Annotated in this window: 10 protein-coding genes and 2 pseudogenes; 4 read left to right on the forward strand and 8 right to left on the reverse strand. The window is 67.3% G+C overall.

Annotated features, from left to right (window positions below; translation table 11 throughout):
* Positions 1–24: 24 nt before the first annotated feature.
* Positions 25–1,362: a right-handed parallel beta-helix repeat-containing protein gene (locus tag ACFWWQ_RS02485; RefSeq protein WP_384588817.1), complete on the forward strand. Its 1,338-nt coding sequence runs from the start codon at positions 25–27 to the stop codon at positions 1,360–1,362.
* Positions 1,363–1,369: 7 nt separating this feature from the next.
* On the opposite strand, the gene ACFWWQ_RS02490 is transcribed toward ACFWWQ_RS02485, so the two are convergent.
* Positions 1,370–2,050, reverse strand: a complete 681-nt coding sequence (locus ACFWWQ_RS02490; RefSeq protein ID WP_384588874.1) for a hypothetical protein — start codon at positions 2,048–2,050, stop codon at positions 1,370–1,372.
* 310 nt (positions 2,051–2,360) lie between these two features.
* Positions 2,361–4,790, reverse strand: coding sequence for an SdrD B-like domain-containing protein (locus ACFWWQ_RS02495; protein ID WP_384588821.1), 2,430 nt, complete (start codon positions 4,788–4,790; stop codon positions 2,361–2,363).
* 648 nt (positions 4,791–5,438) lie between these two features.
* Between ACFWWQ_RS02495 and ACFWWQ_RS02500 the strand changes: the two genes are divergently transcribed.
* On the forward strand, positions 5,439–5,618 hold the full coding sequence (locus tag ACFWWQ_RS02500) for a hypothetical protein (protein ID WP_384588825.1): 180 nt from the start codon (positions 5,439–5,441) through the stop codon (positions 5,616–5,618).
* Positions 5,615–5,764 (forward strand): annotated as a pseudogene (locus tag ACFWWQ_RS02505) (DNA-binding protein); the annotation flags it as partial. The gene ACFWWQ_RS02500 and the pseudogene ACFWWQ_RS02505, both read left to right, overlap by 4 nt.
* A gap of 221 nt (positions 5,765–5,985) precedes the next feature.
* On the opposite strand, the gene ACFWWQ_RS02510 reads toward ACFWWQ_RS02505, so the two are convergent.
* The 5 genes from ACFWWQ_RS02510 to ACFWWQ_RS02530 all read right to left on the reverse strand — a co-directional run bounded on the left by ACFWWQ_RS02510 (position 5,986) and on the right by ACFWWQ_RS02530 (position 14,122).
* On the reverse strand, positions 5,986–8,166 hold the full coding sequence (locus tag ACFWWQ_RS02510; RefSeq protein ID WP_384588828.1) for a hypothetical protein: 2,181 nt from the start codon (positions 8,164–8,166) through the stop codon (positions 5,986–5,988).
* A gap of 2 nt (positions 8,167–8,168) precedes the next feature.
* A complete protein-coding gene (locus ACFWWQ_RS02515; RefSeq protein ID WP_384588831.1) occupies positions 8,169–9,017 on the reverse strand; it encodes a hypothetical protein in 849 nt (282 codons plus the stop codon).
* Positions 9,014–9,850: a vWA domain-containing protein gene (locus ACFWWQ_RS02520; protein WP_384588834.1), complete on the reverse strand. Its 837-nt coding sequence runs from the start codon at positions 9,848–9,850 to the stop codon at positions 9,014–9,016. Before ACFWWQ_RS02520 ends, ACFWWQ_RS02515 begins: the two co-directional genes overlap by 4 nt.
* A gap of 181 nt (positions 9,851–10,031) precedes the next feature.
* Positions 10,032–13,730, reverse strand: a complete 3,699-nt coding sequence (locus tag ACFWWQ_RS02525) for an AAA domain-containing protein (RefSeq protein WP_384588837.1) — start codon at positions 13,728–13,730, stop codon at positions 10,032–10,034.
* On the reverse strand, positions 13,730–14,122 hold the full coding sequence (locus ACFWWQ_RS02530; protein ID WP_384588840.1) for a hypothetical protein: 393 nt from the start codon (positions 14,120–14,122) through the stop codon (positions 13,730–13,732). The genes ACFWWQ_RS02525 and ACFWWQ_RS02530 overlap by 1 nt, the downstream gene beginning before the upstream one ends.
* A gap of 465 nt (positions 14,123–14,587) precedes the next feature.
* Here ACFWWQ_RS02530 and ACFWWQ_RS02535 point away from each other — a divergent pair, with 465 nt between their 5' ends.
* A complete protein-coding gene (locus ACFWWQ_RS02535; RefSeq protein ID WP_384588843.1) occupies positions 14,588–14,965 on the forward strand; it encodes a hypothetical protein in 378 nt (125 codons plus the stop codon).
* A gap of 3 nt (positions 14,966–14,968) precedes the next feature.
* On the opposite strand, the pseudogene ACFWWQ_RS02540 reads toward ACFWWQ_RS02535, so the two are convergent.
* Positions 14,969–15,196 (reverse strand): annotated as a pseudogene (locus ACFWWQ_RS02540) (transposase); the annotation flags it as partial.

The following is a 15,196-nucleotide window of genomic DNA, read 5'->3' on the forward strand; positions in this document are numbered from 1 at the left end:
TGGGCGTCATGCCAGACTGGGATCATGCCTCGATTAGCTCTTCGCGTGATGGCAGCGGTAGTGGGCACGCTGACACTGGTCGCCGGCTGTGGCGACGATGGCGGATCGGGCAAAGGCCGGCGCCCGGCCGGCGCGCACGTGACGATCCGAGTACCTGCCGATGCCCCGACGATCTCGGATGCGGTGTCCTTGGCTCGGCCCGGTGACCTGGTGCTGGTCGCGCCGGGCGTGTACCACGAGTCGGTGAAGGTCGACACGGCGCGCATCACTCTTCGCGGTTTGTCCCGGGACAAGGTCGTCATCGACGGGCGGTTGCAGCAGCCGAACGGCGTCGTCGTCTCGGCGCCCGGGGTGGCCGTGGAGAACCTGACCGTGGAGAACAACACGCAGAACGGGGTCCTGGTCACCGGTTCGGCGAAGGCGGCCGCCGGCCTGCCGGGGGGAAGCGGCGGCTACGACACCGGCGACGAGCCCGTGACCTTCCTGAAGTCGTTCCTGGTCTCCCACGTGACCGCGACCCGCAACGGTCTGTACGGCATCTACGCGTTCTCCGCCCAGAACGGTGTCATCGAGCACTCGTACGCGTCGGGCGGCGCCGACTCGGGGATCTATGTCGGCCAGTGCAAGCCCTGCAACATCGTGGTGCGGGACAACGTCGCCGAACTCAACGCGGTCGGTTACGAAGGCACCAACGCCAGCGAGGACATGTACGTGGTCGGCAACCGCCTGGTCGGCAACCGGGTCGGACTCACCACCAACTCCGACCACCAGGAGAAACTGCTCCCGCAGAAGGGCTCCGTCATCGCGGGCAACCTGATCGCCGCCAACCAGCAGACGGCCACCCCTGAGCAGGCCGACGGCGGGTGGGGCATCGGCGTCGGCATCGACGGTGGCAGCGACAACCGGTTCCTCCGCAACCGCATCGCCGGCAACCGCAACGCCGGGCTGGTGATCACCGCGACCGCCGACATACCTCCGGTCGGCAACCAGATCGTGGACAACACGTTCACCGGCAACGGCGTCGACGTCGGCTGGACGTTCCCCACCGCCACGCGGGGACGGGGCAACTGCCTGCGGGGCAACGATCTGCGCATCACTGTGCCCGCCCGGCTCGCGACGACGGCGGCCTGCCCGCTTCCGGCCGGGTCGTCCTCGCCGGCCGGTACGTGGGCGGCGCCGACGGCACCCGGTGGCATCCCGTTCACCGAGGTCGCGGTGCCTGCTCCGCAGCCGCAGTTCCCCGACGCCGCCACCGCGGGCGCCACCGCGGTCCCGCCCGTTGCGGCCCTGCCGAAGACGGAGGGCATCCGGCTGCCGCCGGCGTCCCTGCTCGCTGCGCACGCACGGGTGCAGACGTCCTGAACAGCGGCTACCGGGTCGGGGTGGTTCCGGGTGCCGGCTTGACCGGAACGTACTTGTGGGTGTCGAAACCGATGACCACCGGCTCCGGCTGCGAACCCACGCTGACGCGGACCCGGTACATGGTGCCGTCGGAGCCGATCCAGTAGCGCACGTTGCCCGCCGTACCGGAGTGGTCAGGGGAGGACGGCCCGGTGATGACGTCCACCCAGCGCCCGGCCACCTGTTCCCGCCCCCACCAGGCGGCGCCGTTCTGCGGCAGCAGTTCGGCGTTGTCCGGCCGGTCGCCGCCGAGACCGAGCGCGATGGACAGGGAGGTGTCCAGCGCGCTGCCGGACGACAGCAGCGGACGGTCGTACCAGCCCGAACGGGGCGGCGACGCGGGTGCGTGCGCCGGGGCGTCCGTCATCGGGCGGACGTGCATCGAGGTGGGCGTCCACTGGATCAGCCCGTCGCTGGACTCGTCGCGCCCGGTGCCGTGCACCACGCCGTAACCGACCTTGCGCCGATAGTCGACGGACCCGGTGACGGTCAGCCCGCCGGCAGTGCCCGGCACGGTGATCGTCACCGCGCGCCCCTGCGCCTGGTAGTTACGGAATCGCGTGATCGCCAGCCGGCTCGCCTCATCCGTCGTCAGCGGGCGCGGACCGCCGGCGCCGGAGCCGCCGTCGGCGACCAGGAACGCGGCCACCGCGGCCACCACGACGGCCGCGATGCCGATGACGGCCGCGGCCCGGCGCGACCGTGACCATCGGCGCCGGTCAGCCGGACGACCCGGTGGGGCTTGCCGGATTCTCACGCTCCGCACGCGGTTCGACGCTGACATTCTCTGATTCATCCTTTCGATCACCACACCGTCCGGCCGCCGCGGGCTCGCGGCGGCACTCGGCGGTCCGGTGACAGACGACGCCAAGGCCGGCCCTCGTGGACCGGCCGAGACGTGATCTGCCCGTCCGCGCCGTCCGGATCGCGGACGGGCAGATCATCGTTGTGCGGTTCGTTCAGTGTTGCCGGGCGCGACGGTTCCGGGTCACGAACGCGATGACCAGGCCCGCACCCACCAGCAGACCGACGATGCCGATCATCTCCGCCAGCCCGGGCGTACCGGTGTTCGCCAGCGAACCCCCGCCTCCACCGGCCGGGGCCGGGTGGTTGGCAGGCAGCGCGGCCGACGGCGGCGTGGAGGCCGCGGGCGGCGTCGGGGTCGGGGTCGGCGTCGGGCTCGGGGTCGGCGTCGGCGTCGGCGTCGGGCTCGGGGTCGGGGTTTCCTTCGGGATGTACACCCCGGCGTCGATCGTGTGATCGACCCCGCCCGGCTTGTCCGGCGCCGTGACAGGCGCGTAGCCGTTGCACAACGGTCCGGTGGTCGGCGGGGTCACATTGGAGTCGTGCGCACGGTTGGCACCGGCCCGCGGGAGCGTGAACCTCAGCTCGCCCGCCGGGGGCTGCTCGGGCACCTGGCTGGTGTCCGCGGTGCACACGTCGAACTGCACCGTGTACTTCGCGCCCGGCGTGAGCTCGTACGCGGCGCCGACACCACCGAAGTAGTACTCGCCGGCGGCATTGGTCCTGGTCGTGGCGACCTGTTTGCCGTCCGCGTCCAGCAGGTTGATCGTCGCCCCCGGCAGCAGCACGTGCCCCGGGTCCTGGATCCCGTTGTGGTCGCCGTCGAACCACACGACGTTGCCGATCTGGATCGGCGCGTTCGCCGCCGCGTACGCGATGTCACCCAGCCCGCCGGCCTTGCCGAACCCGCCTTGTTCCTGGCTGACGAACTGGAACCCGTTGGCGGTCGGGTTGTTGCCCGGGCCCTGACCGGTCGTGATGTGGTGGTACCCGGTCCCTGAGGTCGCGACGTTGACGACCGGGTCGAACTCCGTGCTGACGACCCACTGCTGCTGCGGGATATAGGCCACCGACCCCAGCGCGGTCTCCTGGTGCGCGTTGGCGTAAAAGTCGCCCGGGAAGTATTCGACGACGCCGGCGGCCTGGCCGCCATTGTTGGCGGGGGTGGCGTGGTTGGGGCAGCTCCCGGTGCCTTCCCACTGGTATTCACCGGTGGGAGTGGCGCAGACCATGGTGATGTCACCACCGGACATGCCGCTTTCCGCCGTGTCGTTCCCCGGACGGGGGTCCAGCCCTCCCCAACTGAGCACGTCCATGAACCGGTCGCGGAAACCCAGGATCATCGAGCCGTCGCGGGCGAAGGCGAGGGAGGCCAGCTCCGGCTGCGGATCGATGAAGACGTTGCCGGTCTTCCGGTCGTCCCACGTGTCCGGGCTGGTATTCCACGGGTTCCAGTGGGTGGCCTTGTCGCCGGAACCGAAGACGCTGCCGCGTTCGTCCGTGAGCGGGTGGCTGAGCACCGTGGTGAACCGCTTGCCGTCGTAGGTGGAGACGAAGGCTTTCAGGTCCCCGCGCTGCTGCGTGCTCTCCGCGCTGCACACGCCGCCGACGTACAGCGTGCTGTTGTGGACCTGGAGACCGAACGGCCGCCAGTCGTCGGGGCTCGCGCACCCCGGGTCCGGGATCGGGACCGTGGACTTGGGCGCCGCGGCGGTGGCTCCTGTCGTGTCGAAGCTCACCATTCTGCGGGTCCGCAGGTTCACCGCGTACAGCGTGGAGCCGTCCTCCGACAGGGCCAGGCCACCGATGCTCTCCTTCCCCGGCGCGTCGGTGAACCCGGGATCCTTGATCATGTTGGCGGTGTCGTGCCGGGTCACCGCGGCGTCCGGCACCCGCGCGAACAGCTCCGGCGCACCCGAGCCGTTGACCGGCACCGTGTAGATCGCGCCCCCGCCCTGCGGCCCGTACGGGGCGTACCGGCGGGCGAACGCGCTCTGGAACAGCCGGTTCCGGTACGTGTCGTACGCCAACCCGAACGTCGTGCCCACCTGGTCCTGCGTGGCCAGCGTGGTCGGGCACGCCACATCGGTGGGACACGTGCCCCGGATCTTCGTCCCGAACGCCACCAACGCCCGGTTGTCGGTCCCGTTGGCGCCGTTGTGGATCGGCGCGAAGTACCGTGAGTCCGGCAGCGCGTAGTCGGCCGGATCCCACACCCCCGTCACCACCGAGGCGTTCTTTCCGCCCGACACATCCACGAACGACGTGAAGCTGTCGAAGTGGTTCCCCGCCGTCGACGCAGGCGCCGCCTGCAGATAGCCGCTGTACGGCGCCGGGACGCTGACGTCGACGCGGTACCGGCCGCCGCTCAGCACGGTCGAAGGCGACAGCACGACCTTTCCGGTGGCATCCGTGACGCCGGTGACAACATGCCCAGCGGGGTCGGAAATCTCCACCTTCATGCCCCGCTGCGGCACGTCCATCGTCGCGTTGATCACGCCGGTGCCGAAGAAGTCGCGTAGCACCTCAACTGTCAGCGTGCCGTCGGCGATCGAAGCGGCGGCCGGTCCGGCCGTCGCTCCCACGGCGCCGCCTGCCAGCAAAAGAACAGACAACGCGATGCGCGCCGACGGCTCCACAAGCCTCCAGGCTAACCGGCGCGAGTCTCTGCCGAGTCGGTTCATGGCATCACACTCCACACTTCTCTTGTCGTGAAAACGAAACACTCGCTTCTCGCTACACGTCCACTTCGTGACCCCAGGCGCGGACGCCGGTCGCGAACGTCACGGAAGAAAAAAGAGCCCACTTCTGTTGCGTGGATTGCTTTGTGGTGATCGCATGAGGGGTTTTGCGGGTGAGTTGTAAGCACCGGGGGCCAGGAAAAGCAAACGCGCGTTCACGACCTCGGGCAGGACCGCCCCGGCTTGCGTGTTTTTGCAGCTCAGTCACGGCGCCTTCGCCCCCACCCCGACCTCACCGACCGCCATCGCGAGCATCGCGCGATATCCTATCCCCTGGAGTCTCGCCGTCACCAGTAGAACCCCTCGCATTTATCGGGATCCGCGATAGTCTCCGAGCGCTCAGAGAATGGCGACCGGAAGAATGTACGAAAGTGAAGTGATGGCCAAATCCGGTCCCGTCGGGTCCGTGCCGTCCGGATAACGCCTCTGGGACGTGCTCGTCACACAGGGGCGTTGCGTAGTCGAGATTGGTCCGTTTCGCCTGCTGCATGATTGACGTGGCGTGATAACTGGTATGCGGATCCGGACAGCAGCCCGCGCACCCGGCCCGCCCGTGTCCTGGTCGCCGACTTCGACCAGGCGAACGGTCCGGCCGATCCGAAGGCCGTGGCCGCCAAGCGGGCCAAGCTCACCGGAACTGCCCCCTCCTCCGGTGCCGGGGCGGCCGCGTGAGCGGCGCCCTCGTCCTGGACAGCGAGGGCCTGGCCAAGGCCGTTCAGTGCGACCGCAAGGTCCACGAGTGGCTCACCGCCGCCCGCGACGCCGACCTCCCCGTCATCGCCTCCGCCGCGGTGCTCGTCGAAGACCATGCCCGGATCGCCACCGAGAAGGTCTGAATCTGGAGCGGTGGACCGCCCTGTGCAGCGCCTTTTCGCCGACTGCTCGCTCGGCCACCCTCTCTATCAGCGCCCCCACGCCCAACTGCCGCGTCCCCTGAGCGTCTACCGGCCGCGCCAGACACATTGGAACAAACGCGGTGAGCTGGTCAACGTCGTCACACGACTTTTCACACTGCTGTCCCCGGCAGCCGAACGTGCCTTCAGTGACCGATGTAGAGAAATCGCACGTAGCACGCGAACGACAATCCACGCTGCCGGAGCCTGGCAGCCTCGACGGAGGCGCTCAGCGTTCCGTGGAACGCACTGTTCTGCTGGAGTGCGACCGCGCGCCGGCTGAACTCCTGTCGTTGCTGTCGAGCCTGATCTCCCGCAAGGGTGTTCTCTCGGGTAAGACGCTTCTGGTCGTCCTCCATCTGCTTCCGTGCCTTCGCACGCGACGCATCAGTCTCGGACTCGACAGCCTTACGCTGAGCGGTGAGCTGGACCCGACGGCTGGCGACTCCCTGCTCGATCGACTGTCGCTCTGACACATCGAGGGCTCTCGGCTGCCGGGCTTCAGCAGCAGCGACCAATCCTCTTCGCCACGAATCGAGGGCGACGGCCTTGGCCTCGCCGATGCCGTAGACGTCGACAACACGGCCGCTCCTCAGCACGAGCACAGCTCCAGTGCTGTTGTACTGAGTGTTCTGGACGGGCTGGTAGCCGGTGAAGTCGGCCGCCGTACGGATGCCGTTGGCTGCCAGCCGCGCGGCGAGTTTCGGTCCGATGCCATGCGGCGGGGACTGAGCGATCACCCGGCGGCCGAGCTGATCCCGCACGTACGCGGACTGCTTGTCGGTGAGTGCCTTGGCCAGGGCTCTACGGAGTTCTTCCGAGAGTCCGTCGATCTTCTTGTCTATGTCGCGCTGCTTGCGGACCTTGCGCTTCTCGACCTCCTTGAGCTCGGTGTGGTACCTGGCTGTGAGCTTGTCCTGGGCTCGCGGGTAGTCGGCGGCCCGCTTCGCCTCCGCCCCGTCGAACTTCGCCCGGTCCTTGCGCAGCTTCTCGACGGCCTTGACCGGGTCGTCAAGCTGAGCCAGTTCATTCGCCAGCTCTGCGAGGGCGGCCCGTAACTGTGCCCGCTCCGCGCGACGGCCTCTCGCGAACGCGGTGAGCGCGATGGCAACGAGAACGGGCACACCCGGCCCGATCGGTGGCACCGAGATCCCCGCGACGAACATCAAGACCGTTGCGACCAACATGAGCGGCAAGAGCACGGCTGTGGCGACATCCAGCAGCGTCCGCGTACGGAAGCCGTCGGATGCAGTGACCAAGGGCACGGTCGGCGTAGGAGTAGCCTGCGGAGAATCGTGGCCAGCCATCCATCCGGGCAGTCCACCTGTACCAGGGGCGGCCACTGTGCCACCGCCCGATACCGCTGAGGCTGTCGTCGCGGCGGCCCGTTGTCGGGGCACGGCTGCGGTGAGCGGAGGTAGCACGTCCAACGGCTGGAAGGCCAAGGACCGCACCTGGTCGGCGAGGCCGCTCACCGTGCGGTCAGGGTGGGCCAGTAGCGTTTGCAGTCTCGTAGAGCCGCCCGAATTCCTGAAATCGTCCTCGGTGAGCAGCAGGAACTCACCGCTGGGCTCGTGCAGCCGATTCCACAGGGCCGGGTCGGAGGCAATTGCCTTGAGGGACAAGAAGATGACCCAAGCGGAGAACCGATCCAGCGCAGCCTCGAAGTCATCATTCCCCCGCATGGGCGACTGGTAGTTGCGGTGTCCCCGCTCAGTGCCGCCCATGCCGGCCAACGCCGGGACGTACATTCCGTCGTAGTCGACCAGACGCAACGTGTCATCGCTCGCGACGAGCAGATTGCCGTGCTGGAGGTCACCATGGGCTATCTCATGGGTGGCCAGATCACGGGTCAGTGCCTCGAACCGGTCAGCCAGACGGTCGACGGCGAACCGGTGGGTGTGGTTGTCGTCGAGCCAGGAAGACAAGGTGACGGCCTCGACCCATTCCATCTTCAGGACCGGATAGCGGTCCCTCCCGACGCTGATGGCGTCGGGCAGATACTCGAATCCGAGATTCCACGGTTGCGAGAGTTCGGCCGGGTCCAGCTGCGCGAGTCGGGAACTGATGGCCTCGTAACGGCGTTCCTGGTCCGGGACGTGACGGGTGAAGCATTTAATCGCGTACCGCTGGCCTGAGGAGGGCGAGGTCAGCGAGAAAACGCTCGCGAAGGCGCCGGAGATGGCACGAGGCAGACCGAGCTTGGTCAATTCCGGCCGTGCGCCTTTGAGTTCGGGATGCCGGAAACACAGCTGCGTGTGCTGCAGCGCCTCCGCGTAATCGGCGCCGCTGGGAAACTGTCGCTGCGGACCAGTGGCCGAGCCCACTTTCACCGCCCCTCAAAATCGATCCGTACGAGCGCCACGTCGTCGTTTCGCAGTTGCCGGCGGTCCCGCAAACCGTTCAGCCAGTTCTTGAATCCGGCCAGGTCGTCGGGCCCGGCGAACTCCAGCAACTGGCTTACGGCGGCGTCCTGGTCCGGGACCGACAAAAGCCATGCGGCCAAGGCGTCGGTCATCAGGAGCAGCCGGTCGCCGGGCTGGCACCAGCCTTCGGTGAACCGCGTGCGGCGAGCCAGCAATGCCACGTCGCGATTGCGGCTGCCGAAGAGGTCGGGAGTTGTGCCGAACTCCTCGACGGCCGCCACCGGGAAAGCCTGTACCAGCTGGTTGTCGTGCAGGTGGAACAGGCAACTGTCTCCCAGGGCGGCAGCGCGCCATCGCCAGGCCGGTTCACTTGTGTCGCGGTGGGAATCGGACTCCGGGTCGACGCGCACCGCGAGCAGGGTCGCGTAGGCGCCCTCTGCGAGCTTGGTGTGCTCGTACCACTTCAACGGGTGCCCTTCCGCATGGCGCATCTGCGTGTACTTCACGAGCCAGGGATCCCACTGGGCCACCGCCGCCGCCGCGAACTCCTCGAAGGCGGTGCCGCCCGCCAGCAGGTCCGGCAGCGTCATGGCATGTTCGGCCGCCGCGCGGGACAGAAGACGGGCCCAATCCTTGGCCAGTGCGCTCTCCGTCGCACCGTCGCAGACCCCTGCGGTGAGCGGCTCCTGCAACATGTAGTCGTGTGGACGGCCGGGAAGCACGGCGACGGCATCTTCGCATTCCGCCTCCGTGTTTCCGTGCTTAGGGGCCACGAGGTGCGTGACATACACGCATGAGGTGGAAGTCGTCACCGCAGTTCGGTGGCTCGGGTGCCGATGTCGAGGAACTGCACGACCGTGGTGATGTCCGCGTTGTAGACGAAGCCACGGGTGGTCTCGCTGACCCGCTGCCCCTGCGAGGCGGCGTACGAACGCATGTGACTGGGCAGCGGACTCGACATGGCGAAAAGTGTCTGGGCGTAGCTGTCCGGGAGGCCGTCGGCCGTGTCGGGGAAAGCGGTGGGGGTTCCGCCTGCGGCAGACACGTGCAGGTTGAACAGCAGCGCCGCTCCGTCAGCCGTAGCGTGCGCGGTGATGGCCTCGGCGGCCGCGGTGGGGTCGCCGTCGGTCGACTCGCCGTCCGTCAGGTTGATGACGATGGGCGGGAAGCTGGCCGGGTAGCGCTCGGTCCACGCCGCGACGAGGCTCTCAGCGTACTGAAGCGCACGGTTCATCGGGGTCCCGCCGTGGGCGACCGGGTCCATCCACAGCGGGAAGTTGATCACGGTCTCCACCAGGCCGCCGGCACCGTCGGGCACCTTCTTGCTTCGCTCGTCGACGCGGGCCGGATTGTCCGCCACCTCACTGAGAGGGACGATGTCCCGGCCGGCGAGCGAACCTGCGAACGCCGAGCCGACGGTGGCGCCGTAACCGACGACCGCGACGTGGAAGTAGTCGCGTACGCCTTCTTCCTTTGCACACTTGACCGAGAGTTCAGTGAGGAGCCGGTTGATGGCGTCGGCAACGACATCAGCCTTCTGCTGGGGTACTTCTCCACCGATGGGATCGCTCATGGAGGTCGACTGATCGACGAGGAAGATGATGCTCGTCGGATTGCTGCGGCTGATCTCTGCCGTATACGGCACGTTGGGCTCCTGGCGGACTGTGAAGAAGTCGGTCGTCGGAGAAGCTCGTAGGACATGCTGACGTGCCGGTCACCAGCACGCAGGCCAAGTCACCTAGATCCCCCCGGTCTTATGGTAGTGCGAGGACCTTGGCGTTTGGGGCTACTCAATGCCCTCGACCAGATCCTGTGCTTCGGCCTCCTCACCGGCCATCGAGCCGCGCTGTCACTCGCTCCGCTCGATCGGCCCACACATGCCAGGCAGGCAGCCGCACTCCGTTCGGCAGCAGGGCCGTGTGGCTGAGGGCGAGCCTCAAGTGGCGTGCGTCCTCCATGTCGGAGGACGCCCCGTGGTCCAGCCGGACCTGGGCAGCGCCCGCGCCTCGGCGGACGTCGAAGTCGTAGGGGTAGCCGTCAGCCGTGACGTTCCTGTCGAGCAGGACTCCGGAAATCGAGTCCGCCAGCATGAGTTGAAGCCGGTCGCCGACGAGTTCGTCCTGCTGCCCGGAGTTCGCACCGAGCGAAGACAGCGCGGCTTTGGCCTCAGCCGCGTCCAGCAGTGCATGCGGCATTCCCGCCCGGACCGACCAGAAGTCGCGGTCGCCGAACACGATGAGATGTGAACGGGCGCGAGTGACGGCCACGTTCCACAGATTGACCTCGCGGCAGAGCCAGTTGACCGCGCTGGGGCGCATTCTCGCACCCGCGACCAAGGACAACAGGATTACGTCCTGCTGTCCTCCCTGGAACGTGTGCACCGTGCCGACCCGTACACGCTTCTCGTGCTTCCAGCGCTCGGCGATCAGGTCTTTCTGGGCCCGGAAAGGGGTGACCACCCCCACCGTCGAACCTTCAGGCAGCCGCATCAGCAACCGCTCCACGGAAAGATGAACGCGCTCTGCCTCCTCGTCGTTCATCCACGACCCGTTGCGGCCCCTGCGCGCCGTTCCCACCACGTCGAGCCACTGCACCGCATCGACTCCGTCGAGGCGTCGCAACGACTGCGGTTCGGTGAGAACGGTCAGCCGATCTCCGTAGCAATGTCGGTTGGAAATACCGACGATATCCGGATGACAGCGGAAGTGCTCGTCCAGCAACAGTGTTTCCCCGGCTGCGTGAGCAGCCGCGTGGAAAGCGGAGTAGCGGCGGTGCTCAAGCCGGTGTTCGTCGAGCCAGCTCGCCCGCAGCCCCGCCCCACGGTGTGCCGCCGCCTCCTGCCGAGGCTGAAGGGTGGTGATGTGCTGCAACTGCATGGGGTCCCCGATCACGAGGGCCCTTCGTGCGCGAAAGAGCAGAGGCAGCACGTCAGGCGTGGAGCACTGGCTCGCCTCATCGACGATGACCAGGTCGAAGAGGGCAGCCCGGTCCCGGAACCGTCGTGGGGACCTCGCGGTGACGGCCCAGCCGGACACCTGCGGCAGGATCCGTTCCAAGGACGACCACTGCCGCGGTGATCGTGACTTCACGGCTTCGATGCGGTCGTGGATGGCCGCGCGTGCGGTCATTGCCTGCTCCGCCACTGATGCCTGCAGGAGTGCTGCCGACGTGTCTCGAACCTGTCGATCGGTCTCCCGTAGCATCGTGAGAAGCTGGGCGTCGTCGGGTGCCGCATCGGCTTCGGCGCTCTTCCGTCGCCAGGCGGATTCAGCTTCCACGAAAGACAGCAGGTCGGCGAAGTCTTGGCGCCCTGCAACCTGTACGGACAGCGGAGCAAGGACGCGCAGGCATCGGCCCCGCAGCCACCCTCCGAAGATCCCGAGGCGGACAGCCGTGCGAGCCCGGCGCAGCCACCGGCCGAGGGACACATCGTCGCCCAGGGCTGCGGCAAGCGTCTGAGGGTCGCCGTGGTGGCGTTCGGCGTAGGAGAAGCGCAGCCTGCCGAGGCCGGCCAGCTCCCGTTCCCGACGAGCGACCACCGCGAGTTGGCGGCGCATCGCCTCTTGCCCCCGAAGATGGTTCCTCAGTTCGCCCCGGTACGTCTGGGAAGACTGGCGGGCCCGAACGCTGCGGGTGAGCTGTTCCAGCGCCCGCAACTCATGCTCGACGGCTGTCTGGTTGCCCGTCCGTACGAGAAGTCCGGGCGCCAGGGCTTCGCAACGCTTCCAGACCTCGTCCACCGCCTTGTTGTTGGTCGAGGCGACGAGCACGGTCTGGCCGGCCGCTCTGGCCGTAGCGACCGCGTTGACGATGAGCTGGCTCTTCCCGGTGCCGGGCGGCCCGGTGGCGACTGTGAGCTTGCGGACCATGGCAGCCCGGATGACTGCTTCCTGTCCTTCGTTCAGTTCCAGCGGAGCGACGACCTGCACCGCTTGCTCGGCGCTCTCGTCCGCTCCTGATGCCGCCGGTGCGGTAAACGCTCCGAGCGCGGTGCCTGCGAACTGCCCGACGCTCTTTTGCAGCGTTTTGTAGTCCTTCATCAGCTGTGCCGTGGCCGCGGCGTCCGACCGTGCAGCGAAGACGACCGCCACATTGCGGACGCCCTCATGCGCGGCGTGCAGCGAGCTGCCGTCGCCGAGCGATCCGGGGTCGAGGTGCTCCGTGTCCGGCAGTCCCAGCTCCTGCAGCAGACTGCGCAGATCACGGATCATGTCCTCCCGGAATCCCGGCCGCCAGTTGGGCTGGTAGGCGGCGAGCAGTTCTTTGCCTTCGTCCTTGCCCAGCCTGTCGAGGACGAGTTTGGGATGCAGGACGATCGGTCCTGTGGGTGTGACCGCACTGCGTCCCTGCGGGCCGCGTTCGATCTCGATCTGGCGCATGGCGAGCGGCGCGCACACCTGCCGCTTACCGTCGTAGAGGACGGCGACGGGGTATCCGTACCAGAGATCGGCGCCATCCTTGAGGGCACGCTCCGCGAGGTCCACGATGCGGTCCGGCGCCTGAACCGTGGTTTCCGTGCCGGAGAGCAGGACTTCCTCCCCGGCCGGCCAGACCGCGCGTGGAGGCTCGCTGCCCACCAGTGGCAGCAGTTCGTCGGTGGCGTTTTCCTCCTCCAGACAGTGCTGGTAGTACGTCAACAGTTGTGCCCATTCGACGTCCGCGAAGGCGGAGTCGTCGTGTGCCGCCTGGGTGGACTTGACCGGTGCCGGTATCACCCCGCCGGCTCCATCAGTGACTGCGGTGTGCCCCGCAGGCAGGGGCTTGAGGGCGGGTACCTGACGGCCGACGGCGGCACGGGCGAGATAGATGTCGCCGGTCACGTGAAGACTGGACTGGGTCGGCGTCTGTCGGCGCCCGTCGGGTGCTTTCTGCAAGTCCCGGCTGACGTGCCGAAATAGATCGTTCGCGGAGACTTGTCCGTCACCGTCCAAGTCCGCCTGTCCTGAGTGCAGACCTTCGACGATCGCTCTGGTGAACTGCGAGGGCTGGTCCGCATCAGTGGTGAATGCCTGTTCCCAGTGCTGTGACGCGGTGATGACGTGCACTCCACCGGCCTTGACGACCGGTGCGGTGGCCGGCGGTGAGGCCCCCTTGCTGCGGAAGCCCTGCACTGCACTGCCGCTGAAACAGCAGTCGAGCAGCAGGACTTTGCGCCGAGCCGCACATTTCTCCAGCTGGTCGGTCACGAAAGAGGCTTCGAGGGCGGTCTGCTGCATCCGATCGGCCTCGGTATCCGTGGTGACGTAGTACAGCTGACCGTCCTCACGGTCGTACGCCCCGTGACCACTGAGATAGAGCACGACCAGTTCGTCCGGCTCACGATCCCTCAGAAACCGTTCGACCTCCTGCTTGATCGCCGCCTTCGACGAGTCCTCGACCCGAACACACGCCTCGTACCCTCCGACCGCCGGCATCTGCAGCACCTGGCTCAGGAAGTGAACGTCTGCGCGCACAGAAGGCAGGGCGGGGAAGGCCACGTCCTCATAGTCAGCGGTGCCCACAAGTAGGGCATGCTTGCGGCTCATCACGCGTCTCCCGGACCGGTCTCCGCCCCGTTGACCTGGCCGTCCCTCAGTGCCTTCACCTCACGCCCGGACACCCCACCCTGGAACTCCGTCACCGTTCCGTCGGAATGCACCATGCGCACCTTGCGACTCTTCCGCACCTCAACCCACGCTTTGATAGCGGTCCTTGCCAGCGCCAGGGTTCCTGTGGTGAGGATGAGCACGACCTCCGGGGTCAGCAGTTCCTGCCCTTTCGCGCCCTCCGTAGCCCGCGGCGCTTCAGGCGGGGCGAAGCGCACTTCTGCGCCGTCCAGCCGGTTCAGCACCTCACGGAGCTCCTTCGCTTCGAGCTCCGCATGCCGCGGGTCGGCACCGAACACCTGAAGCCGCGCGGACTCGATCTCGTCGTACATCTTCCACCTCGCACTGCCAACTCGCGTGTAATGAAAAAGAGTTACGGGCGCTGCTGTTTCGCCGTCACCCTAGCGATTCTTGCTGCCCCCAACGATCCAGGTGCCCAATGGCTGCGCCTTGCGCCCTCGTCCGGAACTCGAAGGATCCCGTACAGCGGCTCACCCAGGTCCGCCCATCTCTGCAGGACGTCCCGGTCCACCAGGTAAAACCCATAGCGGGGGCTGCTGGCTCGCGCGGCTGCCAGCAGCCAACGCGGGTAGCTCGGCAGCAAGTTCCCACGAGGCCGACACGTAAGAGAACACACCCAGCTCGGGAAGATCCGCCAGTCGGAAGCCGATTCGGACTTCCGGTATCGGCCCGCGACCTGCCGGGGCTGCCGCCTTGCGGTCAGCCAGGCTCGTCGGACAACCACACAGCGATCCACGTGCGCCCGCTGGCTCCAAGAACCAGGTTCCATCGCAGACATGGAAAGCCTCACCAGGTCCGCGCATCACCATCCGAAGCGAAACGGCCCTCCTGCCATCCAGCAAGACAGGAACGCGATCGCAGCGAGTCAGGACCTCAAGGACACGTTCGCCGCCGGTGTCCAACAGCTGCGGCACACCTCCACAAAACCCACCCAGAGCGTCAGCGATCACCTCATCCTCCGTCATAATGCGCCACGCCGACACCGCAATGGGCCTTCCACCTCGCTGTCGCGCATCACGTCGGGTGTCAACCCGGTGATCCGCTGGCTTCGGATGATCGCTGCACGTGCCCGGTTCCCCACCACACCAACCGTGATCAACGATCACGACATCGACGCGCCACCGCCAACCATGCACGAGCTCGTAATAACTTGATCTTTAACCTGTGCGGCGTGGGCGAGGAGTCGTGGACTTCGTCGTTTTCGGTTTGGCAGCTGTTTTGCGGACTGTGTGCACGTCGTGGCGTGGGGTGGGCCGGGTGTTCTTGCGTCCTGGCGGTCGTCCTGGGCCGGGTCGAGAGGATTTCGGTGCTTGGGCTGGGCAGGCGGCCTTCGGGCGGAGGTGCCGAAAGTCGCGGCGGACTCGGGCGGGGGTGAGCCTTTCGGG

The sequence above is a fragment of the Streptomyces sp. NPDC059080 genome, assembly GCF_042739975.1.
GTDB classification, from domain to species: domain Bacteria; phylum Actinomycetota; class Actinomycetes; order Streptomycetales; family Streptomycetaceae; genus Streptomyces; species Streptomyces benahoarensis.